Genomic DNA, 24550 nt, shown 5'->3' with positions numbered 1-24550 from the left:
GTCGGTGTTCACCCTTGCGGACATGGACTCAGCGCGCACCGCCACCGCGTCCCGTACGCCGCTCAGAGCACTGGCCACCGAGGCCGTCCACGCCGGCCGCGACGACCTCGCCCGCCAGGGACTGCACGCCCCGCCCATCGACCTGTCGACGACCTACCCGTCCCACGACAGCCGCGACGAGGCCGCCCGCATCGACGCCTTCGCCACGACTGGCGCCGAACCGGACGGTCCGCCCGTCTACGGCCGCCTCGGCAACCCGACCGTCGCCCGCTTCGAGACCGCCCTGGCCCGCCTGGAGGGCACCGAGTCCGCGGTGGCCTTCGCCAGCGGCATGGCCGCGCTCACCGCGGTCCTTCTCGTACGGGGCTCCCTGGGCCTGCGCCACGTCGTCGCCGTCCGCCCCCTGTACGGATGCAGCGACCATCTCCTGACCGCGGGTCTCCTCGGCACGGAGGTCACCTGGACCGACCCGGCCGGGGTCGCCGACGCGCTGCGCCCGGACACCGGCCTGGTCCTGGTGGAGTCCCCGGCCAACCCCACCCTCGCGGAGATCGACCTGCGGGCCCTGGACCACGCCTGCGGCTCGGTACCCCTGCTCGCGGACAACACCTTCGCCACCCCGGTGCTCCAACGCCCCGCCGAACACGGCGCCCGTCTGATCCTGCACAGCGCCACCAAGTACCTCGGCGGCCACGGAGACGTGATGGCGGGAGTGGTCGCCTGCGACGAGGAGTTCGCCGGGCGGCTGCGACAGATCCGCTTCGCCACGGGAGCGGTTCTGCACCCCCTGGCCGGCTACCTCCTTCTGCGCGGCCTGTCGACCCTCCCCGTCCGAGTCCGGGCCGCCTCGGCGACCGCCGCCGAACTCGCCCACCGCCTGGCCGCCGACCCCCGCGTCACCCGCGTCCACTACCCCCGCATCGGCGGCGCGATGATCGCCTTCGAGGTGACCGGCGACCCGCACGAGGTGATCGCGGGAGTCCGCCTGATCACCCCGGCGGTCAGCCTGGGCAGCGTGGACACCCTGATCCAGCACCCGGCGTCCATCAGCCACCGCATAGTGGACGAGGGCGACCGCAGGAACGCCGGTGTGAGCGACCGGCTGCTGCGCCTGTCGGTGGGCCTGGAGGACGTGGAGGATCTGTGGTCGGATCTGGACACGGCACTTGAATCGCCCCGGTAGGGCCCCTACGGCGCCTCGGCCCTGGTGGCTCCCCTCGCGCCCTGCGGAGCGAGCCGCGCGGTGATCACCAGCGTGCCCTCCTCGATCTGGTAGTCGAGCGGCAGCTCAAGCCCGCGCATGGCCGCCACCATCCCCGTGTTGGACGACTGGGTCACCGCGTACACGCTCTCGCACCCGGCCTCGACAGCCAGCCCCACCAACCGCTCCAGCAGCTCCGCACCGATCCCTCGCCGCTGCCAGGCATCCTCGACGAGCAGCGCCACCTCGGTCTCGTCCCCGTCCCACAGCAGATGACCGAGCCCCACGATCCGCCCCGACGCCGTCTGCACGGCGAGCGTGCGGCCGAAGCGCGGACTCAGGAGGTGGTTGAGATAGCGGTCGGCGTCACCGACCGGCCCGTGGTACCGCATGCCGAGCGTCCGCGGGGAGCACCGGTCGTGCATCGCCCGCGCGGCCTCCAGGTCACCGGTGTCGGCCCGGCGCACGGTGATGTCGTTGCCCTCCGGCAGCGTCAGCACGTCCTGGCCGCGCGGCACCCGGGGACCGAGCCGGGCGTCCAGCTCGACCAGGGCCCGGGCCCGGGCGAACTCCGTCGGCGTGAACGGCAGATACGGCCGCTCCACCGTGATCACTCCGCCTTCCGGTGCCCGCAACCGCATCACGGTGTCCTCCAGCACTCCCTCCACCGGCACGCCCTCCGGCCCACGGCCACCGCCCACCGGCACGGCCGGGCGCGACTGGATGGTGCACCGGCCCAGCAACTGCCGCAACGCCAGCGGGAGTTCCGCCGCGTCCAGCGCGGTGCGGGTGGCGAGACCCAGGACCCGGGTCGGGGCGTCCACCAGGTCGTGGGCGTCGGCGCGCTCGATCCAGGTGTCGGCGCCACCGGCCCCTGCGACGGCCCGGGTGATCTCGGAACCCTCCAGCGTGCCGGGAGCGCGCAGCAGGAATTCGTCGACCGTCCCCGTGGCCAGCGGGTGGGTCTGGAGGCTGAGGATGTCGACCCGCTGCCCGGCGAGGGCCGTGCAGAGGGCGGCCAGCGAGCCCGGTTGGTCCTGCACCGTCGTCCGCATCCGCCACAGCGTGGTCTCCGTGGTCTCGCCGGCCTCGGTGTCCGCGGCTTGCGCCGACCGGTCGGACGGCCCGGCCTGCTCCCCTTCGGGCAGCGGCCGGGCGCCGGTATCACTCGTCGGGGGCGCGTGGCCGTGGCGGCGTGTCCACCATGTGTGCAGGCCCGCCGTGGCGGCCAGGGCGGCCACCGAGATCACCAGGAGCGCCGGGCCGTCGGCGCCGGTCAGGTGCGCGACGGTCTCCACCGCCGCGACGGCCGTGAACAGGGCGGCGAGTCCGATCACGGTGCGCCGCCCGTGGTGCACGGGGCGACCGTGTTTCGCACGGGTCACATCAGACATGTCTCGAGTCATGCAGCCACTGTGGAGGAACGGTGTTGCGTGATCACGAACGCCCTGTGACCGATCGGTAAAGCGTAGGTCTGCACTTTTTATACCCGTTTCAACTGTTCGGTCGTGTGCGACGCCGGACAGACGCCGTTACCTGGTACTACGTCAGGCGGCCACCTCCTCGTTCAGCGCACCGCGCAGTCTGCGGGCCTGGGTCACCAGCCGGGACGAGCCGCGCCGGTCCGCCGCCCGTGCCAGGTGCGGGAGTTCGCCCCGGGCCCCGGACCGCTCGGCGCACTCCGCGGCCGCGCCCAGCAGCTCCCCGAGCCCACGGGACGCCGGGTTCCCGCCGCCGACGGTCCCGCCGGTCGCGAGGTCGGCCAGCAGGATGGGCAGGGTGTGCCGGAGTATGCGCCACACGGTGGCCTCGGCCCCGGTCGCCGCCGCGGCCCGCACCGACTCGGCGAGCCGCGTGGCCTTCACGGCTCCGCGCCGCACCAGCTGGCCCAGGTCCGCGCCCAGCCGGTCCGCGTCGAGCTGTCCGCGCGCCGCCAGCACCAGCAGCGCGTCCACGGCCGCGAGCCGGTCCTCCGGATACCGCGCGCCGAGCCCGTAGGCGAGACAGAGGTGCACGGCCTCGCCCGCCTCGCCGCCCGACTCGGCGAGCAGCGGGAGGACCGCGGCGACACCCCGGGCTTCGTCCACGGCGACCGTGGACAGGTCGTGGAGCAGCCGCGCGGCGACGAGTTCGCGGTGCTCGGGCAGCATGGCCAGCCAGTGCCGGCGCACTTCGTCGCTCCAGTGCCCGCAGTACCAGCGCGCCCCGGAGACGGTCACCGGACGGCCCAGCTGCCGGACGTCCTCGGGGAAGTCCCCCTGGAACTCCTCCAGTTCACCGAGTTCCAGCAGGATGCGAGAACCTGCCGTCCGGCGTCGGCCCGTAGCCGGGGCGGGTCTTTCGGCGGTGAGCCACCGGGCGAGCCGTGTGCCCTCCGCCGTGCCGAGGGCCGCGGCCCGGTCGGCGGCCGCCGTGGCCGCCGACCGGGCCCCGCGCCGCACCCGCAGCAGGGCCTGCGCGAAGTCGGCCTCCGAGGGGCGGGCGCCCAGGTCCCGGTATCCGTCGAGGCGGTCGACCAGTTCGTCCGGCTCCAGCAGCCCGGTGCTCCAACTCGGGGTGGAGAGCAGGAAGGGCAGCGGGTCGGTCCGGGTGCGGTGGGCGATCTCCTCGATGCGGCTGTCGAAGGCGAGGGCGAGCGGCGCGTGGGCGCAGGCGCTACTCGTCGCCCGACGTCGGAGTAGGGAGTGGAGCGTGGAGGTGAGGACCTTTCCACTGAGCGTGGCGAGGAGGAGTTCGAGCGCGTCGGATCCGCCGGCCAGGCCGTGAGGCCGGCCGAAGTGGTCGTCCGCCCGCCGGGAGGACGCGGGGTCCGGGACGTACCACCAATAGCGCCGCAGCACCGGGTCCAGTGCCTCGACGAGCGCCTCCTGGTCGTCGTACGCATGACGGACCAGGCCGTCCAGGGTTCGCTCGAAGGCGGAGACGTCCTGCTCCGCGGCCACTAGGGCGCTGATCTCCTCCACGAGTTCGGCCGTCGACCGGGGTCCCGGTGCCACTCGGGTCGGCTCCGGCGCGGGCGGGAGCACCTCCTCGTACGGCAGGGTCTCGGCGGGCATCGAGGCCGCGCCCAGCGTCCCGACGGCGCGAGCGCGCAGTACGGGGATCAACTGCTCGGCTGAGACCGCCAGTTCCTTCCGCACCGCATCGGTACCGGCCTTTCCGGCGTGCCGCTCCACGAGCTTGAGCGCCCGCTCCTGGACGTCCGGGTCGGGGTGGCCGAAGGCCTGCGCGGCGCCGGGCAGCAGCTCGTCCGCGGTCGCCGGATCGCGCACCAGCACCTTGCCGAGGAGCACGAGCTGCGCGCGGACCAGCTTCTTCTCCGTGCGGAACAGGACGGCCTCGGACATCTCGGCGAGCCGGCGGGGGAGCAGTTCGCCCTCAAGGGCCAGGGCGGAAAGGACCGACTGGGCGTGCGAGGCGACCACCGAGATCGCGTCCGAGGTCAGCGCCAGCCAGTCGGCCGTGCGCTCCCTCTCCTCGGCACGGCTCAGCGAAAGGTCGTTCAGCAGGCGCAGGCACACCCGCAGACCGGCGGTGGGCCCGCCCCGCAGGAGCCGGGCCACGCAGGCGTCGAGCAGCGCCTGCCGCTCCAGAACGCCCTCGTCCGCGAGCTGGGCGAGAGCGCCCGTCCAGCTGTTGGGTCCCTCCTTGCCGAGCCACCACAGGGAGCTGCCGACCTCGTCCGTCTCGAACAACGCGGCCACCAGCACCGGGAGATGAACTTCCTTGCGCAGCCGGTCGACCAGGACGTCTCCCTGCCGCCAGGTCCTGCCGATGTGCCAGACCCAGCCCTGGACGTACGCCTCCGTCGTCGGCGCCGGGCAGCCCGCGAGCTGGACCAGGCCGGCCATCAGTTCGTACGGCACATTGGTGCCGGTCGGGCGCTGGGCGAGCCGGTGTGCCACGTCGGCGAGCCAGTCGGGGTCGCGGTCGCCCAGGAGGTGGAGCAGCAGTCCCGGTGAGGCCTGCGACCAGCGCATGTCGGAGGCCACGAGCCAGCTCGCGACACCCGCAGCACCGGTCTGGCACGCCGCCCCCGCGGCATGCAGGGCCGGGTGGGCGCGGTTGGCCTCCGGACTCCACCGGTTCGGCCTGAGCTCCTTGCGCAGCGCCTTCAACTCGGGGAAGACCACCCGGCGTTCGGTGTCCGTCATCCCGTCCAGCAGGCTCACGACCTCCGCGGTCCGCCCCGCCCGCACCGCGTCCAGCAACTCACTCATCGCACACCCCCGTCGACCACTGCCATGTCCTGTGCCACCGAGGTCGGCTCCGCCGAGGCCCGCCCCACCCCGTCCCGCCGCACCATCCGCACCGCCAGCGCGTGCCTGCACGGCCCGCGTCCGCCCCGGTACTTCGCCCACCACAGACACGTGCAGCTGAGCACGCCCGCCTCTTCCCGCACCCGGTGCACATGGCCGTCCTCGGCGGTGACCGTCCCGACGGCGCCTGTGAGGGTCACCGCCACGGCGGCCACCAGCGCCCGGGCCGAGCGCAGCCGGGGATTGTGCCGCTCGACGCGCTCGGCGTCGTACGGCAGTTCCCGGTGGAAGTAGGCCGCCTCCGCGGTGTCGTACCCGACGCGGCCCGAGGTGCCCAGGTGGACCAGGGCGGTCCGGACCCGCTCGGCGGTGAGGCCGGAGGCCGCGGCGAGGTCGGTGACGTCGACGCGCGGCTCCCAGGCGAGCAGCACCGCGATCAACTCGGCGTCCGCGGCGGCCTCGCCGGTGGCCAGGGCGTCGAGGACACCGCCCTCACCGGAGAACCCGCGAGAGGCGTCGGGCGAGAGGGTGAGGGTCAGCCGCATGCCCGGCAGGACGATCTCCCAGGCGCTCGCCGACGGTGCCGCCGTGGCCGCCGCGACCGGGGGGCCGTACACCCGCAGGGAGGTCGCGTGCCGCAGCACCCGCTGGAGCGCGATCAGCCGCTCGGGGCCGGGCAGGCACACCGCGCCGGGCACCGGCCTGGTCGTCGGCCTGAGACCGCGCCCGGCGGGCACCACCCACTGAGCGCCTGCCGAGGCGCCCCGCGCCCCGCCGCGCGGCAGCGTCCGCAGGAACCGGACCGCCTCGGCCGCGGACAGCTCGGCCCGCAGGTCGAACCCCGCGGCGATCACCTGGGCCTCGGCGAAGCCGCGCAGCCAGCGGTCCGGGAGCGGCACCTTCTTCTCCACGACCGGGCCGTCAAGCGTGGTCACGGCCATCTCCTCGGGGCCGACCCGCAGATGCAGCGGATCGTCGGCGCCGATCCGGGACAGCGCCTCGCGCAGCGGGTTGTTGACGTCGACGTTCGTCGTGCCGTGTCCCACCTCGCCGCCGTCGAGGCCCGCCGTCAGCACGTCCAGGCGGGCGTACACCCCGCCGCAGCCGGAGAAGGACTCGAAGCGCAACCGGTCGCCGTTGCCCGTCACCACCGGGTCCAGCGAGGCGAGCAGCTGCCGCTGGTAGTAGCGCGCGGCCGCCACGTCGGCGACCGCGAGCAGCCCCGCCGAGGCCACCTGAGGGGACGTCAGGAATCCTGTGAAGAACCGCGGATGGTCCACGGCACCCGAGGGTGTCGCGCCCCGGGAGGTCTCGAGTCCCAGGCGCTGTCCGCCCACCGCGGACTCCAGCGCGGAGGGTCGGCGGTAGGCCACGGCCTGCAAAGATCGCGTCATGGAAAAACCGTAGAGGCGACCACTGACAATCGGCCCTGACCTGCGAAAACGCCCTGTCCGTCAGGGACTTCGCAGGCCGCGCACCGGGGGATGACGCCGGCGCGCGACCCGCCTTCGAGGGTACGGGAGTTACTGGCCCACTCGGCCCGGCTGGAGCACCCGCGTGAACAGCACGGTGCCGTCCGCCTCGCGCAGGCGGACCGTCAGCTCGCCGCTGTGGCCGTCGATGTCGACCTCGCCGAAGAACTGGTAGCCGCCCGCGGGCGACACGTTCGAGGCGGTCGGCGCTTTCACGAACACCCGCTCGGGGCCGAAGGTGCCGTCGAGCGCGCTGGCCGGGAAGGCGCCCGCGTTGAGCGGACCCGAGACGAACTCCCAGAAGGGCTCGAAGTCGGTGAACGCGGCCCGCGACGGCTGGTAGTGCTGGGCGGAGGTGTGGTGGACGTCGGCGGTCAGCCACACCGTGCCGGTGATGCGCCGGTGCTTGATGTACCGCAGCAGTTCGGCGATCTGGAGCTCACGGCCGAGCGGAGCACCGGGGTCGCCCTGCGCGACCGCCTCGATGTTCGCCCTGCCCTCGGTGGAGTCGGGCACGACCAGGCCGAGCGGCATGTCGGAGGCGATCACCTTCCACACCGCCCGCGAGCGCGACAGCTCCCGCTTGAGCCACTCCAGCTGCTCGGCGCCGAGGATGCCCTGCGGGTCCACGGTCTGGTCGTCGGGCGAGTTGGCGTTGCGGTAGGTCCGCATGTCCAGCACGAACACGTCGAGCAGCGGGCCCTGCCGCAGCACCCGGTACACCCGGCCGTCACGGGCGCCCGGCTGGAGCGTGGAGATCGGGAAGTACTCGCTGAACGCGCGCCGGGCCCGCTTCGCCAGCACGTCCACGCGCTTCTCGGTGTAGCGGGTGTCGGAGTCCAGGATGGTCTGGCCCGGATACCAGTTGTTGCGCACCTCGTGGTCGTCCCACTGGATGATCGACGGGACCTGCGCGTTGAACGCCCGCAGGTTGTGGTCGAGCAGGTTGTAGCGGAAGTTGCCGCGGAACTCGGCCAGGGACTCGGCGACCTTGGACTTCTCCTCGGTCGTGATGTTGCGCCAGGTGCTGCCGTCGGGCAGGGCCGCGGTCTCCGTGATCGGCCCGTCGGCGTAGATGTTGTCGCCGCTGCACAGGAAGAAGTCCGGGTCGAGCTTGGCCATCGCCTGGTAGATCGTGTAGCCGCCGAAGTCCGGGTTGATGCCCCAGCCCTGGCCCGCGAGGTCGCCGGACCAGAGGAAGCGCACCCCTTCCCGGCGCTTGTCCGACACCGTGCGGAAGGTGCCCGCGACCGGCTCACCCGTACGGCGCGGGTCGTCCGGGTCGGCCAGCAGCACCCGGTAGTGGATCTGCTCGCCTGAGGGGAGCCCGCACAGCCGGGTCGTACCGGTGAAGTCGGTGTCCGCGCCGAGCAGCGGGCCGTGCCAGCGGTGCGCCTTGCGGAACGACTCGGTCGCGGACGTCTCGACGATCATCCGGGCCGGACGGTCGGAACGCACCCACACCAGGCCCGAGTCGGAGGTCACGTCTCCCGTCTGCACCCCCCAGCCCGCGGCGGGGCGCCCCGAGAGGGCGAACGCCGGTGCGGCGCCCGCGGCGGCGGGCAGGGTGAGGGCCGCGGAAGCGGCCAGGGAGCCGCGCAACACGCTGCGGCGACCGGGGAACGGACGGTGTGACATGGATGCGCCTCCGGGGACGGGATCCGGCCAGTGTGCGATGCCACAACTACTGGTGCGCCGCAGCGCACACGGAAACCACAAGTGAACAACTGACCGCGGGAACAAGGGAACCCGTGTGCGAAACCGTCGGATCAGTCGCCAGGAGGCCGGACCGACCGGCGTACACCCATCACGAAGCCGGGCGTACACCCGTCACGCAATCGGGCGTGCACCCGCCCCGAAAGAAGCCGGACCGACCGGCCTACACCCGTCACGAAGCGGGCGCACACCCGTCACGAAAAGATGTCAGCGGCTGCCGTCGAGGATCACGCGCGCGACGAGGGCCGGGTCGTCGTTCATCGGGCAGTGGCCGCAGCCGGGCAGCCGTACGAGCCGGGCCTTGGGGATGATCCCCTTGGCGCGCACGCCCTGGCGGGGCACCAGCAGCATGTCGCGGGTGCCCCAGGCCACCGTGACCGGGAGCCCGGGGACGTCCTCGGTGAACTGGACGGCGGCGCCCGACCGCAGGGTCTCGTCGAACCCGGTGGCACGCACCAGGGCGAGCGTCTCGGCGACCACGGCCTCGGGCGACCGCAGGCCCGGGCGTGCGTAGATCGTGCTCGTCAGCATGGTGCGGCCCGCCGTGCTGCGCGACAGCCGCTCGACCAGCGGCAGCGGCAGCCGCCGGGCGATCTGCCGCATGGTGAGCAGGATGCCGAACGCGTACCGCCGCTCGGCCTGCGACCAGAACCCGGCGGGGGACAGGGCGGTGACCGACCGCACGAGCTTCTCGCGGCCGAGTTCCAGGGCCAGCAGACCGCCGAGGGAGTTGCCCGCCACATGCGGGCGGTCCAGCTCCAGCGCCTCGCAGAACGCCCCGAACACGGCCGTCGTCGTCGCCAGGTCGTAGGCGAGGCCCTCGGGCAGCCCCGGGGACGCTCCGAACCCGGGCAGGTCCACGGCGATCACGTCGCGCTCGGTCGCCAGGATGTCCACCACCGGGTCCCAGGCCTGCCGGTGGTGCCCTATGCCGTGCAGCAGGAGCAGCGGTTCGCCGCGGCCCACGCGCGCGTAGGAGACGGTCACGGGCTGCGGCCCCTGCGCGGAGGGGACTTTGAAGGAGACGGTGGCGGACATGAGGGCTCCTTGACGGCGGCTCAGGGGGTGCGAGGGGACGCACGGCGGACGCGCTGTAGACAGCTTGTCAGCAATTGCTACTGGCGGGTAGACCCATGGGTGCGCCCGCCCATATCGCCTGGACACGAACCGGCGTCTGGGCTGGGATGGACCCGTGGCCACCGAAACCGAGACCGATGTCTTCGAAGAACACCGTCCTGTCCTGCTGGGCGTCGCCTACCGCATGCTCGGGCGCGTCACCGACGCCGAGGACGTGGTCCAGGAGGCGTGGCTGCGCTGGTCGGCGGCCGACCGGAGCGAGGTACGGGAGCCGCGCGCCTATCTGGTCCGCGTTGTCACGCGCCTGGCCATCGACCGGCTCCGCCAGGTCAAGGCGCGCGGTGAGACGTACGTCGGTCCGTGGCTGCCCGAGCCGTATGCGACCGACTTCGGCGACACCGTCCCCGACACCGCCGAACAGGCCGTCCTCGCCGACTCGGTCTCCCTCGCCGTCCTGGTCGTCCTGGAGTCGCTGTCACCCCTGGAGCGGGCGGTGTTCGTCCTCAGGGAGGCGTTCGGCTACCCCTACGCCGAGATCGCGGCCATGCTCGACCGCGCCGAGCCCGCCGTACGCCAGCTCGCCGGGCGGGCCCGCAAGCACGTCGACGAACGACGGCCGCGCTACGACGTGGATCCGGCCCAGCGCCGGGATCTGACCGAGCGTTTCCTTGCCGCGGCCGGCGGAGGCGACCTGGAGGCGCTGATGTCGCTGCTCGCCCCCGACGTTCGCTTGGTGGGCGACAGCGGCGGCAAGTCCAAGGCGCCGCTGCGGGCGCTGGAATCGGCCGATCATGTGGGCCGCTTCCTGCTGGGCGTCGCCAAGAAGGGTGTCGAGGACATCTCCTGGCGTTTCCTGGAGCTCAACGGCGGTCCCGCCGTGCTCGTGCTGTCCGGCGGATTGCCTGATTCCGTATTCCAGCTGGACATTCTCGACGGCCGTATCCAGTCCGTCTACATCATCCGCAATCCCGACAAGCTGCGGTCCCTGTCCGTCGCCTGAATACCTCATCAACGCTGTGTGGCACCGCGCCCGCATGCCCTGCGAGGGATCGAGGATTGGTCTTGACCAAGGGTGGGGGCCGCCCTATGGTCGCAGAGAAGTGAAACAACCTTTAATAAACAAGGGCGCTAAAACGCTGCCGGACCACGGCGATTGCGGAGGACAGGGTGGGGACCACGCAGCTGGAATCGGTGCCGGAACCGAAGTACTGGCATCTAAAGACCGTGCTCAGTGAGGCATTGGACTCCGAATTCTCCGTGGGCGAGATCCTGCCCAACGAGCGCGATCTCGCCGCCCGTTTCGGCGTCGCCCGCGCCACGCTCCGGCAGGCCCTGGAGCAGCTGGAACTGGAAGGCAGGCTCCAGCGCCGCCGCGGAGTCGGTACGACCGTCGCGCCGCCGCGCGTGGGCGTAGCCGTCGGCACCGAGCAGCAGGCCTGGCCGGGCGCGGCCGGGGACGACTGGCAGCCCGTCGACTGCGCCGTCGCGGTGCCGCCCGCGGCCGTCGCCGACGCCCTGGAGACCGACCGTGACCAGCCGGTGCACATCGTGCGCCGCTCCCGTGTGACACACGGTCAGCCGGTCGCCGCCGAACTGCTCTACATCCCCGAGGCGTCGGTGCCGGAACTCTCCGCCATAGACGCCCCGTCGGCGGCGGCACGCGCGCGTGCCGTGCTGCGCGAACTCCAGCGCCTGGAACTGGACAGCCGGGAGAACGCGGTCGAACTCGGCTCGGCCCGCGCGGACGACGCGAAGGAACTGGACCGCCTGCCCGGCGCCCCGGTCCTCGTCGTCACCACCCGCTATCTCGCCGGCGGCCGCACCGCTGCCATCTCCGTGGCCACCTACCGTGCGGACACCTGCCGGCTGACCTTCGGGGACTCGGGCGCGGTGGAGATCCACGAGGGCCCGGAGCGCCAGGCCTCCTGAGGACACGTCAGCGATACGGCTGCGCCCCGGAAGCGAGATCCGGGGCGCAGCCGTCCGTCATCGCCGCGCCGTGACCGTCCCCTCGACCGCGAACAGCTGCTCCTCCACATGGTCGAGGGCGAGCCGCAGCGCACCCGTCGCCACGGCCGCCTCACCGAGGAGCGACAGGGCCACCTTCGGCGGACGCAGGCAGTAGCGGGCCAACTCCCGCCGCAGCGGCTCCAGTACGCCGTCCAGGCCGGCCGCCCAACCGCCGATCACGACGAGTTCCGGGTCCAGCGCCAGGACGAGCGCCGCCACGTCGTGGACGAGCCGCTGGATGAAGCGGTCCACGGCCGCCCGGGCCCGCTGGTCGCCCTCACGGGCCTGTGCGAAGACCTCGGCGACCGCCTGCTCGTCGAGCGGGTGCAGGGGCTCGTCCGTGGTGGACAGCAGCGTCTCCGGGGTGACCTCACGGCCCAGCAGATGCAGCGCGCCGATCTCCCCGGCCGCCCCGCCGTACCCCCGGTGCAGCCGCCCGCCGATCAGCGAACCGGCCCCCGGGCTCAGCCCGGCGAGCACGAACACCATGTCGTCGGACTCGGTGGCGGCGCCCTTCCAGTGCTCGGCGACCGCGGCCGCGTTGGCGTCGTTCTCGACCAGCACCGGGCACTTGAATGAACGGCTGAGGCGCTCGCCGAGCCGCAGCCCCGTCCACTCCGGCAGCGCCGCGCACAGCCGTATCGTGCCGTCCGCCTCCACGATGCCCGGCGAGGCGACCCCCACGGCCCACAGGGAGTCGCGCGCGACCCCGGCCCGGCGCAGCAATTCGGCCACCGCGGTGCGCAGCCGCTCCAGCCGCTCGTCGGCGGAGGCGGTCTCGTCGACGTCCTTGGCGACGGCGCCGAGCACCCGGCCGTCGAGGTCCGACAGGAGCGCGGCGACCCGGTGCGGGCCGATGTCCAGGCCCAGCAGATGGCCGGTCTCGGCCCGGAACCTGAACCGCCGCGCGGGCCGCCCCTGGCGCCGGGCGACGCTCTCGTCGGCAGCCTTCTCGACCACCAGACCGGCCTCGATGAGACCTTCGACGACGCCCTCGACCGTGGGCCGGGACAGTCCGGTCACCCGGGTGATCTCGGTGAGCGTCGCGCAGTCGGTGGCGCGCAGCGCGTGCAGCACCACCGCGGAATTGATCCTTCGCAGCAGCGAGGGATCCCCGCCGGTCAGCCGCCCCACCGTCCGTCCTCCCAGCTCGTGCGCGTGTTGGCCGGATCGTACCGGGCGTTCCGCCGGGTTGGGCCGTGATGGGTCGGTTTTTGTCCCCGGGCTTGTCGAGGCTGGTCGCGCCCACATGGCGGAGCCGCAAACCGATACAGTCCCGCGCGCCCTTCGGAGCGCGTTGATCAGCCCGGAGTGATGAAGGCCGACTCGTATGCGGCGATCACGGCCTGCGTGCGGTCGCGTGCTCCCAGCTTGGCCAGTACGGCGCTCACGTGGGACTTCACCGTCTCCGTGCCCACCACCAGCCGTGTGGCGATCTCCGCGTTCGACAGGCCCCGTGCCATCAGCCGCAGCACCTCGGCCTCCCGCTCGGTCAGCCGGGCGCGCTCCAGCCGGTCCCGGGCCGTGCGGTTGCCGGCCGTCTCGGCGCCGTACTCCGCCGCCAGTCGCCGCACCGACGCCGGGAAGAGCAGCGACTCACCCTCCGCGACCAGTCGCACCGCGTGCACGATCTCGGCGGGCCGGGCCCGCTTCAGCAGGAACCCGTCGGCTCCGGCCCGCAGCGCCTCGTACACGTATTCGTCGTTCTCGAACGTCGTCACCACGAGGATCTTCGGCGGCTCCGCGACCGTTCGCAGCACCGCGCGCGTGGCCTCGATGCCGTCCAGCAGGGGCATCCGTACGTCCATGGCGACCACGTCGGGCCGCAGCTGCCGTACGAGGGGGATCACCGCCGCCCCGTCGGCCGCCTCGCCGACCACCTCGATGTCGGGCTGTGTCTCGAGGACGGCCCGCAGACCTGCGCGTACGAGGGGTTCGTCGTCGACGAGGAGAACGGTGACCGGCATCCGGTCAGCCTAGATCAGCCCACCGGCAACTCGACATGCACCTGCCAGTCGCCCTGGTCCGGACCGGTGCGGGCGCTCCCGCCGAGCAGGGCGGCACGCTCGCGTATGCCCCGCAGGCCGCTGCCCCGGCCGGGCCCCGGTATGTCGGCGGCCAGCGGATTGCGGACCTTCAGAACGAGCGCCTCCCGCGTGACCCCGACGCGGACCCGGACCGGGACGGCCCCCGCGTGCCGCAGCACGTTGGTGAGCGACTCCTGGAGGATGCGGTAGCCCTCGCGCGACACCGGTCCCGGCACGGTGTCCAACGGTCCCGTGAACTCCGCGTCCACCTTCGCGCCGGACGCGCGGGCGGACTCCAGCAGGCGGTCGGCGTCCGCCAGCGTGGGGCGGGCGGACGCCGGTCGCTCGGACTCGCGCAGGATCCCCAGGACCCGCTCCAGGTCCTCCAGCGCGGCCCGGCCGGTCTCCTCGATCGCGTCCAGGGCACGGTCGGTGAAGGCGGGGTCGCCGGCCGCGCGGGCGGCGCCGGCCTGGACGACGGCCACCGTCAGGGCATGGCCTATCGAGTCGTGCAGTTCGCGCGCGATGCGCGTCCGCTCCAGGAGTTGCTCGGTGCGCTCCTCCAGGGCGGCGAGGCGCTCGGTGGGGGAGGGGCCCAGCAGCCGGAGGGCGATCGCCGTCACGAGTCGTCCCGAGCCGACGACGGTGAGCGCCAGCGCGGCGAGGGAGAGGGGCGCGAGCAGGATGTGCCACCACCGGTGGCCGTCGAGAAGGACCAGCACCCCCTCGTCGACGTCCCGGCCGAACGCCGACGCCACCAGGTCCACCGAGCTGATCAGCAGCTGCACGGTGACCATCGCCGTCGCATAGCCGAGCAGCAGCCGCGTCTCCAGCCAGACGACGAGCCGGCCCAGGTCGGCCCAGGAGACGGACGGCGCCACGACGATGTCCATGCTCTCGCTGTCGTGCCGATGCCCCGTCAGCAGCAGCCGGGCCTGGAGCCCCTCCACGGTGCGCATCGCGGGCACCAGCCCGACGGGGGCGAGCGCCAGGGCCGCGACCGGCCAGGTCCACCACGCCTCCTGGATGAACAGCCACATGGCCGGCCACACGGTGGCGATGAACAGATGCAGCAACCGTGTGTACGTCACCGCCCGGCCCAGCGGGCGCAGCAAACGGACCATTCCGCCATCGTGCCAGCCACCACTGACAGTGAACCTCCCCCGCACGGGGGAGACGATCTCCACGCGCGGGGGAGGCCCCGACCGCACCTCGGACGCCAGGCTGCTGCCATGACCAGCATCGAAGTCCAAGCCCTCACCAAGGAGTTCGGCACCCGACGCGCCGTGGACGACGTCACCTTCCGTGTCCTCCCCGGCCGCGTGACGGGCTTCCTCGGCCCCAACGGCGCCGGGAAGTCCACCACCATGCGGCTCGTCCTCGGCCTCGACCGCCCGACCTCCGGGACCGCCACGATCGGCGGCCGCGTCTACGGCACCCTCGCCGAACCCCTGCGCCATGTGGGCGCGTTGCTCGACGCCCAGGCCGCGCACGGCTCCCGCACCGGCCGCGACCATCTGCGCACCCTTGCGGCGAGCAACCGCATCCCCGACCGCCGGGTCGACGAGGTGCTGGCGGAGACCGGCCTGGACTCCGTGGCGCGGCGCCGGGTGAAGACGTACTCCCTGGGCATGCGACAGCGGCTCGGCATCGCGGCCGCACTCCTCGGCGACCCCCAGGTGGTCATGCTCGACGAGCCCTCGAACGGACTCGACCCCGAAGGCATCATCTGGATCCGCGAGTTGCTGCGCCGGCTGGCCCAGGAGGGCCGCACGGTCCTGGTCTCCAGCCATCTCATGAACGAGACCGCGTCCTTCGCCGACCACCTCGTCGTGCTGGGCCGGGGCCGCCTCCTCGCCGACACACCGATGCGCGGGTTCATCCACGCACGCGTGCAGCCCAGAGTCCGTGTCCGCACGACCGACCCCGCCGCCCTGAAGGACGCTCTGGCCCGGCACGGTCACGACGCCGTGGAACACCCGGACGGGCACTGGACCGTGCCGCACGCACGCGTGGACGAGATCGGCGTCCTGGCATCCGCCGCGGGAGTGCCCCTCCTGGAACTGACCGCCGAAGAGGGCACCTTGGAGCAGGCCTATCTTGACCTCACCTCCGCCGAGACCGAGTTCAGCGCACAACCGCAGGAGGCCTGACATGTCGTCGTTCGCCCCCGTCCTCCACTCCGAGTGGCTCAAGGTCCGTACCCTGCGCTCGCTCCTCGGCACACTGCTCGCCCTGTTCGCCGTGACCACCGCGTTCTCCGCGATCGCCGGGGTCTCCGACACCTCCGACCCCGAGTCCGACCCGCTGTTCACGGCCCTGTCCGGAGTCGCGCCCGGACAGATCGCGGCCATCTCCTTCGGCGCGATGGCCGTGTCCTCGGAGTTCCACGGGGGCGGACTGCGGCTGTCACTGGCGGCGGTGCCCCGGCGCGGGCGGTGGTTCGCGGCCAAGCTGCTCGCCGTCGCCGTACCGACGCTGGCCGTCGGCCTGGTCACCGCGCTCACCGCACTCGTCGTGGCCCGCGCCGGACTCGGAGACGCGGCGAGCGGCCTCTCCACCGGTCAGCAGATCCGCGGAGTCGTCGGCTGCGCGGCCTACCTCACGCTGATGGCGTTGTTCGCCGCGGGGATCGCCGCCCTGTTGCGCAGCGGCGTGGGCGCGCTCTCCCTGATCGTCCCGCTGGTCCTGGTCGTCTCGTTCGTCATCGGGGACGCGGCCGGAGCGGGCGTCGCCGACTTCCTGCCCGACCGGGCGGGCCAGGCCGTCCTGTACGAGACCCCCGACCGAACTCTCGGGCCGTGGACGGGACTCGGGGTGACCGCGCTGTGGGCGACGGCGGCCGTCGCGGCGGGAGCCTGGAGTGTACGGCGTCGGGACGCCTGACCCTGCGAGTCCCCTGACGGCCCGCCAAATGTCAGTCCCGCCCGCTTTACTGGATCACATGGACAGTGCGAAGTACCTCGCCGCGATCGATTCGCTGTGCGCCCGCGACCTGACCGCGGCGGACGGCGAGTCGGACGCGTACCGGTCTGGACCCGGTTACCGCATCGAGTCGTTAGAGACGAGCCACGGGACCCGGACCGGCGACGTCTCGCGGCGCATGGCGACCGTGCAGGACTTCTACGCCCTCAAGAGCCACATAGCGCAGGAACTGGACGACCGCTGGGGCAGGCAGCAGCCGCTCTGGGGCATGGGCACGCTCCAGGTGCGCCTCGGACGGGGCGAGGACATACCCGAGCCCTGGGCCCTGACCAGCGTCCTGATGGACGATCTGGAGCTGTGGCAGCCGCCGGGCTCGGACCGCTGGATCGCCGTCGGCGTGGGCTACCGCGACGAGGGCGACGAGGTCCACGTCCTCGCCGTGGCCTCGGACATCGACCCGGTGTGACCCGCCGGGGGTGCCACCGCCCGGATGCCGTCGGCGTAGGAGCCGGGCGTCCGGCAGTCCACCGTCCGGCAGTCCACCGCCCGGCAGCCCACCATCCGCCAGTCCACCGCCCGGCAGTCCGCCGCTCGTCAGTCCGACCCTGGGAGACCGCGTGGCAGTCCGCCTAGGAATCCGCCGCCACCCGCAGCCGGGCGAACTCCTCCGCCATCGTCGCCGCCGTCCAGTGCGCGTTGAGACCGCTCGGATTGGGCAGCACCCACACGCGTGTGTCCCCGATCATCCGCCCCTGCGGGCCCACCTGCGCCTTGCGGTCCTCGAAGGCCGCGCGATAGGCGGTGACCCCGACCACGGCGAGCCAGCGCGGCTTGAGCCGGGTCACCTTCTCCGCCAGCAGCCGCCCGCCCTCGCGGTACTCCTCCGCGCTCAGCTCGTCCGCCCGCGCGCTCGCCCGGGCCACGACATTGGTGATGCCGAGGCCGTACGACAGCAACTCCTCCTGCTCCGACGGCTTCATGAGCCTCGGTGCGAAGCCGGACAGGTGCAGCACCGGCCAGAACCGATTGCCGGGGCGGGCGAAGTGATGGCCCGTCGCGGCCGTCATCAGGCCGGGGTTGATACCGCAGAACAGCACATGGAGACCGTCCGCGACGACGTCCGGTACGAGACGGTCGCGGGCGGCCTCCAACTCCTCAGGAGTGAAGCGCGTCATTTCTTGAGGTGAGTCATTTCGTGAGGCGGGTCGTCATGAGGCGGGTCGTCATGAGACGGGTCAGAGGATCGCCCCGGGCGTGTACCCCGCGGCCACAGGATGCCGCTTGACGATCTCCTCGATCCGGCCGACGACGACGGCGACCTGGTCGGCCGCGGCGCCCGTGAACGACAGCTTGTCGGCCATCAGCTCGTCCAGCTGCGCGCGGTCGAGCGGGATGCGCTCGTCGGCGGCCAGCTTGTCGAGGAGTTCGTTGCGCTCGGCACCCTGCTCGCGCATCGCGAGCGCGGAGGCGACGGCGTGCTCCTTGATCGCCTCGTGCGCGACCTCACGGCCCACGCCCGCGCGCACCGCGCCCATCAGCACCTTGGTGGTGGCGAGGAACGGCAGGTAGCGGTCCAGCTCGCGGGCCACGACCGCCGGGAAGGCACCGAACTCGTCGAGGACCGTCAGGAAGGTCTCCAGAAGGCCGTCGAGCGCGAAGAACGCGTCGGGGAGGGCCACCCGGCGGACCACGGAGCAGGACACGTCGCCCTCGTTCCACTGGTCGCCCGCCAGCTCGCCCGTCATCGAGGCGTAGCCGCGCAGGATGACCATGAGGCCGTTGACGCGCTCGCAGGACCGCGTGTTCATTTTGTGCGGCATCGCGGAGGAGCCGACCTGGCCCGGCTTGAAGCCCTCGGTGACCAGTTCGTGCCCGGCCATCAGCCGGATCGTCTTCGCCAGCGAGGACGGGGCCGCGGCCAGCTGCACCAGCGCGGTGACGACCTCGTAGTCCAGCGAGCGCGGGTACACCTGGCCGACCGAGGTGAACGCCTGAGAGAAGCCCAGGTGGCCGGCGATCCGGTCCTCCAGCTCCGCCAGCTTCGAGGCGTCGCCGCCGAGCAGGTCCAGCATGTCCTGCGCGGTGCCGACCGGGCCCTTGATGCCGCGCAGCGGGTAGCGGGCGAGGAGTTCCTCGACGCGGCCGTACGCCACGAGCAGTTCGTCCGCCGCCGTCGCGAAGCGCTTGCCGAGGGTGGTGGCCTGAGCGGCCACGTTGTGGGAGCGGCCGGCCATGACCAGCTCGGCGTACTCGCCCGACAGCTTGCCGAGGCGGGCCAGGACGGCCACCGCGCGGTCCCGGATCAGCTCCAGGGAGAGGCGGATCTGGAGCTGCTCGACGTTCTCCGTCAGGTCGCGGGAGGTCATGCCCTTGTGGACCTGCTCATGCCCGGCGAGGTCATTGAACTCCTCGATCCGGGCTTTCACGTCGTGCCGCGTGACCTTCTCGCGCTCCGCGATGGAGGGCAGGTCGACGGTGTCCAGGACCCGCTCGTAGTCGGCGAGGGCCTGCTCGGGCACCTCGATGCCGAGGTCCTTCTGGGCCCGCAGCACGGCGAGCCAGAGCCGGCGCTCGAGCTTCACCTTCTGTTCGGGGGACCAGAGGGTGGCGAGCTCGGTGGAGGCGTAGCGGCCGGCGAGGACGTTCGGGATGCGGGGCTTGGCGGGAGTCACGTGTGCAGATTCTACTGGCGAATCGTGCAGGCCAGGGTCGCGGGGGTGTTGGTGGGAACCTACGAACCGGCGTCGCTCCCTGCCTGTGCCGCTCCCACTGGACGCGGGTGCTACTCCACCGGCCGCTCGTACGGCAGCAACTCCGGCCGCTTCGCCGGCATCCCGTCCCCCGACGACCGCCCCGTCAGCCGCCGTCCGATCCACGGCAGCAGATGCTGTCGGGCGAACCGGGCGTCGGCGATGCGGCGGGCCACCCACTTCGGCGGGACCGTCGCCGGGGCCGGGGTGCGCCACTCCGTGTCCTCGGGGTCGTAGCCCAGCACCTGCCAGACGGCCTCGGCGACCCGGCGGTGGCCCTCGGCCGTCAGATGCAGCCGGTCGACGTCCCACAGGCGCGGGTCGCTCAGGGAGGGTGCCCCGTAGAGGTCGACCACCAGGGCGCCGTGCCGCGAAGCCAGCTCCTCGACGACCTCGAAGAGCTCCTCCATGCGGGGGCGGAAGCGCTCCAGGACCGGGCCCTGGCGGCCGGGGCTGCGCATCAGGACCAGTTGCTTGCAGGACGGGGTCAGACGCTCCACCGCCTCCGTCAGGAGGTCCCGGACCCGCATCATGTCGCACTTGGGCCGCAGGGTGTCGTTGAGCCCGCCCACCAGCGTGATCACGTCGGGCTGCATCGCCGCCGCCACGTCGACCTGCTCGTCGACGATCTGCTTGATCAGCTTGCCGCGCACCGCGAGGTTGGCGTACCGGAAACCGGGGGTGACGGCGGCCATCCGGCCGGCGAGGAGGTCGGCCCAGCCCCGGTAGGAGCCGTCCGGCAGCAGGTCCGACATGCCCTCGGTGAAGGAGTCGCCGACCGCGACCAGGCTGGTGTGTGTGGGATTCGTCTGCATGGCGGAAGAAATGGTAACCGCTGGACATACCCGTCGGTCGGTCGCCCTTGAAGCGGTCACGAAGCGCTACGGCTCCCGACATCCACCGAGGCGTCCACCAAGGGCGTCCACCGAGGCGCCCACCGAGGGCGTCCACCAAGCGCGTGCACCAAAGGCGTCCATCAAGCGCGTCCTCCTGAGCCGTCCCCCTACGTCTACGTCCGCCGCCCGAACAGCTCCCGCAGCACGTCCTCCATCGTCACCAGCCCCGCCAGCCGCCCGTCCGCGCCCAGCACCGCCGCCAGATGCGTCCGGCTGCCCCGCATGGCCGTCAGGACGTCGTCCAGGGGTGTGCTCTCCCGGACCTGGGCGATCGGCCGCATGTCCCGCACCGCGAACCGGAGATCCCGCGGCGAGGCGTCCAGCGCGTCCTTGACGTGCAGATAGCCGACGATCCTGCGCCCCTCGTCCACCACCGGGAAGCGCGAGAACCCGGACTCGGTCGAGAGCCGCTCCAGCTGTTCCGGCGTGACGCCCACGCGCGCGTAGACGATCTGTTCCAGCGGTAGCACCACGTCCCGCACCGGGCGCCGCCCCAGCTCCAGCGCGTCGTGCAGCCGTTCCCGCGCGCGTTCGTCGATGAGCCCCGCCTCGCCCGAGTCCCGTACGATCCGGGCCAGCTCGGCGTCGGAGAAGGTTGCCGTGACCTCGTCCTTCGTCTCCACGCGCAGCAGCTTCAGCAGGGCGTTCGCGAAGGCGTTGATCGCGAAGATCACCGGGCGCAGTCCCCGCGCGAGGGTCACCAGCGGCGGTCCCAGCAGCAGGGCGCTGCGCACGGGTTCGGCCAGCGCGATGTTCTTCGGGACCATCTCGCCGAGCAGCATGTGCAGATAGGTCGCCAGGGTCAGCGCGATCACGAAGGACACCGCGTGCCCCGCGCCCTTCGGCACGCCCAGCGCCTCGAACACCGGCTCCAGCAGATGCGCGATGGCGGGCTCCGCGACCACACCCAGGACCAGCGTGCACAGCGTGATCCCGAGCTGCGCGGCCGCCATCAGCGCGGACACGTGCTCCAGACCCCACAGCACGCTCTTGGCGCGCCGGTCGCCCTGCGCGCCTGCTTCCACGTACTGCTCGATCTGGCTGCGCCGCACCGAGATCAGCGCGAACTCGGCGCCCACGAAGAACGCGTTGACGACGAGGGTCGCCAGACCGATCAGCAACTGGACGACGGTCATGACCCGGCCCCCTCCGCGGCAGCGGCAGCCGAACGGGCAACGCTCATGACACGCCCTCCTCGCCCGATCCGTCCTCTCCCGAGCCCTCCTCCGACGGCGCGTGCAACAGCACCCGCGCCGCCCTGCGCCCCTGCGCGTCCTCCACGTCGAGCCGCCACCCCACGACCTCCACCGAGTCACCCACCGCGGGAATCCGGCCCAGCTCCGTCGCGACCAGCCCGGCCAGCGTCTCGTACGGCCCCTCGGGCGGTCGTAGCCCCACGCGCGCGAGCTGGTCCATGCGGGCCGACCCGTCGGCCCGGAAGAGCCCTCTGCCCTGGTCGTCGGTGCCCGCGGGGGCCAGGTCGGGCGTCTCGTGCGGGTCGTGCTCGTCCCGTACCTCGCCGACGACCTCCTCGACGATGTCCTCCAGCGTGGCCACGCCCGCCGTGCCGCCGTATTCGTCGATGACGACCGCCATGGTCCGCTTGCCGGACAGCCGGTCCAGGAGCCGGTCCACGGTGAGTGACTCGGGCACCAGGAGCGGTTCGCGCAGCAGTTCGGCGATCGAGGCCCGGGGGCGGCGGTCGGCCGGTACGGCCAGGACGTCCTTGATGTGCGCGATGCCGACCACCGAGTCGAGGCTGCCGCGGTAGACCGGGAAGCGGGACAGGCCGGTCGCGCGTGTGGCGTTCGCGACGTCCTCGCAGGTCGCCTGCACGTCGAGGGCGACCACCTGGATCCGCGGGGTCATCACGTTCTCCGCGGTCAGGTCGGCGAGGTTGAGCGTCCGTACGAACAGCTCGGCGGTGTCGGCCTCCAGAGCGCCCTCGCGCGCGGAGTGCCGGGCGAGGGCGGCCAGCTCCTGCGGCCCGCGCGCGGAGGCCAGTTCCTCGGCGGGCTCCAGGCCGAAGAGGCGGACCACCCGGTTGGCGGTGTTGTTGAGGTGCGTGATGAAGGGGCGGAAGGACGCGCTGAACCAGCTCTGCGCGGTCCCCACCCGCTTGGCCACCGCCAGCGGCGAGGAGATCGCCCAGTTCTTCGGCACCAGCTCGCCGACCACCATGAGGAAGACCGTGGACAGCGCGGTGCCGAGCACCAGGGCCAGCGACTTCGACGTGGACCGCGGGATCCCCAGCGACTCCAGGGGGCCCGCGATCAGCGCGGCGATCGAGGGTTCGGAGAGCATGCCGACGACCAGGTTGGTGACGGTGATCCCGAGCTGCGCCCCGGACAGCTGGAACGTCAGATTCCGTACGGCCTTCAGGGCGCCGGACGCACCCCGCTCACCGCGCTCCACCGCGCGCTCCAGCCGGCCGCGCTCGACGGTGGTCAGCGAGAACTCCGCCGCCACGAAGGCACCGCAGGCCAGCGAGAGCAGGATCGCCACCAGCAGGAGGAGCACTTCGGTCATCGGGTCACCTCCGTCCCATGATCGGCCAGAGCCCCGAGGACCGCCTGTCCTGAGCCGACGGCTTGTCCTGGGCCGACCGCCTGTCCTGAGCCGACCGCCTGTTCCGAGCCGACGGCTTGGCCCGAGCTGACCGCCTGTCCTCGGGCGACAGCCCGTCCTGAGCCGGCCAGCTCTCCTCGGGCGATCCCACGGCCGCCCGCTCGCCCTACTCGGCGAGGGGCTTGACCCACCGCCGCCACTTCTCCTCCGGCGCATACCCCGCCGCGCGCCACGCGTGCTGGGCCGTTTCGTTGCGCACCAGCACCATCGCGTCCCCGCGCCGCCCGCCCAGCCGTATGAAGCGCTCCTCCGCGGCGGTGAGCAGCGCCGACCCGATGCCGCGCCGCCGGCGCTCCGGGTGCACCGCGAGCCGGTACAGATGGCAGCGCCAGCCGTCGAAGCCGGCGATCACCGTGCCGACCAGCTCGCCGTCGAGCTCGGCCAGGATCAGCGCCTCGGGGTCCCGGGTGACCAGCCGCTCCACGCCGTCCCGGTCGTCGCTGATGCTGGTCCCCTCGGCGGACCGCTTCCAGAAGGCCAGCACGGTGTCGAGGTCGTCGGGCGTCGCGGCCCGGATCCGCAGGTCAGTCATACGGCGATCCCATCACGCGCGCGTGACCCGTGCCCGGCGTTCCGCAGTGCGGACGGTCACCGGCCGCGCAGCTCCGCCAGGACCGGTGCGAACGCCTCCATGGACGCCTCCAGCACCGTCAGGTACGAGAAGCCGTACCGCTCGCGCTGGGCCAGCACCTGCGTGACGAGTTCCGGCACCGTGCCGATCAGCATGATGGGCAGGTCCAGCGCCTCCTGGAGGGTCAGGTCCGGCAGCCGGTGCAGGAAGGGCGTGGCGACCGCCTCGCGGTCGTCGGTGACGACCACCGTCTGGATGAGCAGGTTCAGCTCGGCCGGTTCCTTGCGGCCCTCGGCCAGCCGCAGGTAGTGCGCGACCCGCTCGTCGAGCTGCTCCGCGGTGACCGGCGTCAGCTTGCCGGTCGTGCTGCCCGGCACCAGGGTGGCCCCGGTGAAGGCCGCGATGTCGGCGTGCTCGGCGGTCAGCCGGAGCATCCGGTTGCCGATGCCGCCGATCAGCAGGGGCACCCGCGGCCGCTGCACCGGCTGCGGGACATGGTCCTCGGAGGCCAGCAGCCGCCCCAACTCCTCGACCGTGCGCCGAAGATGGCCGACCCGTTCGCCCGGCGAGCCGAAGGGCAGTCCGGCGTCGTCGTGCTCGGACCTCACATAGCCCGTGCCCAGGCCGAGTTCGAGGCGTCCGCCGGTGAGCGTGTCCACGGTGGCCACCTCGCGGGCGAGCAACGCCGGGTTCCAGAAACCCGCGTTGAGGACGAACGTCCCGAGGCGCGGGCGTTCGGTGACCTCCGCCGCCGCTACCAGTGCCGGGAAGGGCGCGACCTTGCCGAGATGGTCGGGGACCAGGATCACGTCGTAACCGAGTTCCTCGGCCCGACGGCATTTGGCGCGCCATTCCTCCCCGGTGGAGGCGGCGGTCAGGTTGACGGCGAAGCGAAACGGGCGTGGCATGAACTCTCCTCGGCAACAGGCGACTTGGGCTGTCCGACCCGGTTGTCGGGTCGTCCGTCCCGGTTGTGGGGCTGTCGGTCCCGGCTGTTGGGCTGTCGGCCCCAGTTGTC

Annotated in this window: 21 protein-coding genes; 6 read left to right on the top strand and 15 right to left on the bottom strand. The window is 72.5% G+C overall.

Annotated elements, in window-relative coordinates:
- The first annotated feature begins 22 nt into the window (after window positions 1-22).
- A complete protein-coding gene (locus tag G3I78_RS19100; RefSeq protein WP_164426014.1) occupies window positions 23-1183 on the top strand; it encodes a PLP-dependent transferase in 1161 nt (386 codons plus the stop codon).
- 5 nt (window positions 1184-1188) lie between these two features.
- Here the strand turns inward: G3I78_RS19100 and G3I78_RS19095 are convergent, their stop codons facing one another.
- From G3I78_RS19095 to G3I78_RS19075, 5 genes are all read right to left on the bottom strand, one after another.
- Complete coding sequence (locus G3I78_RS19095) at window positions 1189-2559, bottom strand: GNAT family N-acetyltransferase (protein ID WP_164426012.1); 1371 nt, start codon at window positions 2557-2559, stop codon at window positions 1189-1191.
- Window positions 2560-2748: 189 nt separating this feature from the next.
- A complete protein-coding gene (locus tag G3I78_RS19090) occupies window positions 2749-5421 on the bottom strand; it encodes a DUF6493 family protein (protein ID WP_164426010.1) in 2673 nt (890 codons plus the stop codon).
- Window positions 5418-6854 carry an SWIM zinc finger family protein gene (locus G3I78_RS19085; RefSeq protein WP_203615138.1) on the bottom strand — a complete coding sequence of 479 codons (1437 nt, stop codon included), beginning with the start codon at window positions 6852-6854 and terminating at the stop codon, window positions 5418-5420. The genes G3I78_RS19090 and G3I78_RS19085 overlap by 4 nt, the downstream gene beginning before the upstream one ends.
- 129 nt (window positions 6855-6983) lie before the next feature.
- A complete protein-coding gene (locus G3I78_RS19080; protein ID WP_164426008.1) occupies window positions 6984-8570 on the bottom strand; it encodes an alkaline phosphatase D family protein in 1587 nt (528 codons plus the stop codon).
- Between the two features lie 285 nt (window positions 8571-8855).
- Window positions 8856-9686, bottom strand: a complete 831-nt coding sequence (locus G3I78_RS19075; RefSeq protein WP_164426006.1) for an alpha/beta fold hydrolase — start codon at window positions 9684-9686, stop codon at window positions 8856-8858.
- Between the two features lie 154 nt (window positions 9687-9840).
- Between G3I78_RS19075 and G3I78_RS19070 the strand changes: the two genes are divergently transcribed.
- Both G3I78_RS19070 and G3I78_RS19065 read left to right on the top strand, forming a co-directional pair.
- On the top strand, window positions 9841-10725 hold the full coding sequence (locus G3I78_RS19070) for an RNA polymerase sigma-70 factor (protein WP_164426004.1): 885 nt from the start codon (window positions 9841-9843) through the stop codon (window positions 10723-10725).
- 167 nt (window positions 10726-10892) lie between these two features.
- Window positions 10893-11654, top strand: a complete 762-nt coding sequence (locus tag G3I78_RS19065) for a GntR family transcriptional regulator (protein WP_164426002.1) — start codon at window positions 10893-10895, stop codon at window positions 11652-11654.
- 57 nt (window positions 11655-11711) lie between these two features.
- Here G3I78_RS19065 and G3I78_RS19060 read toward each other — a convergent pair whose 3' ends face one another.
- The 3 genes from G3I78_RS19060 to G3I78_RS19050 form a co-directional block, all read right to left on the bottom strand.
- Entirely contained in the window at window positions 11712-12869 is a 1158-nt protein-coding gene (locus G3I78_RS19060) for an ROK family transcriptional regulator (RefSeq protein WP_164426000.1), read from the bottom strand.
- A gap of 167 nt (window positions 12870-13036) precedes the next feature.
- The gene (locus tag G3I78_RS19055) at window positions 13037-13702 is read right to left on the bottom strand and encodes a response regulator transcription factor (RefSeq protein ID WP_164425998.1); all 666 of its coding nucleotides are present in this window, start codon (window positions 13700-13702) and stop codon (window positions 13037-13039) included.
- Window positions 13703-13716: 14 nt separating this feature from the next.
- Window positions 13717-14886: a histidine kinase gene (locus G3I78_RS19050; RefSeq protein ID WP_164425996.1), complete on the bottom strand. Its 1170-nt coding sequence runs from the start codon at window positions 14884-14886 to the stop codon at window positions 13717-13719.
- Between the two features lie 108 nt (window positions 14887-14994).
- Between G3I78_RS19050 and G3I78_RS19045 the strand changes: the two genes are divergently transcribed.
- The 3 genes from G3I78_RS19045 to G3I78_RS19035 are packed head-to-tail and all read left to right on the top strand — an operon-like array spanning window position 14995 to window position 17153.
- Window positions 14995-15915: an ABC transporter ATP-binding protein gene (locus G3I78_RS19045; RefSeq protein WP_164425994.1), complete on the top strand. Its 921-nt coding sequence runs from the start codon at window positions 14995-14997 to the stop codon at window positions 15913-15915.
- A 1-nt stretch (window position 15916) separates the two neighbouring features.
- Window positions 15917-16648, top strand: a complete 732-nt coding sequence (locus tag G3I78_RS19040; RefSeq protein WP_164425992.1) for an ABC transporter permease — start codon at window positions 15917-15919, stop codon at window positions 16646-16648.
- A gap of 58 nt (window positions 16649-16706) precedes the next feature.
- Entirely contained in the window at window positions 16707-17153 is a 447-nt protein-coding gene (locus G3I78_RS19035) for a hypothetical protein (RefSeq protein ID WP_164425990.1), read from the top strand.
- A gap of 163 nt (window positions 17154-17316) precedes the next feature.
- On the opposite strand, the gene mug is transcribed toward G3I78_RS19035, so the two are convergent.
- From mug to G3I78_RS19000, 7 genes are all read right to left on the bottom strand, one after another.
- The gene (mug, locus tag G3I78_RS19030) at window positions 17317-17862 is read right to left on the bottom strand and encodes a G/U mismatch-specific DNA glycosylase (protein ID WP_164425988.1); all 546 of its coding nucleotides are present in this window, start codon (window positions 17860-17862) and stop codon (window positions 17317-17319) included.
- A gap of 60 nt (window positions 17863-17922) precedes the next feature.
- On the bottom strand, window positions 17923-19359 hold the full coding sequence (gene purB, locus G3I78_RS19025) for an adenylosuccinate lyase (protein ID WP_164425986.1): 1437 nt from the start codon (window positions 19357-19359) through the stop codon (window positions 17923-17925).
- 110 nt (window positions 19360-19469) lie between these two features.
- On the bottom strand, window positions 19470-20252 hold the full coding sequence (locus tag G3I78_RS19020) for an SGNH/GDSL hydrolase family protein (protein WP_164425984.1): 783 nt from the start codon (window positions 20250-20252) through the stop codon (window positions 19470-19472).
- A 194-nt stretch (window positions 20253-20446) separates the two neighbouring features.
- Window positions 20447-21469 (bottom strand): hemolysin family protein, encoded by a 1023-nt coding sequence (locus G3I78_RS19015; RefSeq protein ID WP_164425982.1) that lies wholly within the window; start codon window positions 21467-21469, stop codon window positions 20447-20449.
- 43 nt (window positions 21470-21512) lie between these two features.
- Entirely contained in the window at window positions 21513-22862 is a 1350-nt protein-coding gene (locus tag G3I78_RS19010) for a hemolysin family protein (protein ID WP_164425980.1), read from the bottom strand.
- A 205-nt stretch (window positions 22863-23067) separates the two neighbouring features.
- Complete coding sequence (locus tag G3I78_RS19005; RefSeq protein WP_164425978.1) at window positions 23068-23493, bottom strand: GNAT family N-acetyltransferase; 426 nt, start codon at window positions 23491-23493, stop codon at window positions 23068-23070.
- Between the two features lie 56 nt (window positions 23494-23549).
- The gene (locus G3I78_RS19000; protein WP_164425976.1) at window positions 23550-24440 is read right to left on the bottom strand and encodes an LLM class F420-dependent oxidoreductase; all 891 of its coding nucleotides are present in this window, start codon (window positions 24438-24440) and stop codon (window positions 23550-23552) included.
- Window positions 24441-24550 lie beyond the last annotated feature (110 nt).

The organism is Streptomyces sp. SID13726, from assembly GCF_010548375.1.
Lineage (GTDB): Bacteria > Actinomycetota > Actinomycetes > Streptomycetales > Streptomycetaceae > Streptomyces.
Note: the sequence above shows the minus strand (reverse complement) of the source record. Positions and strands in the feature narration are given on the sequence as shown.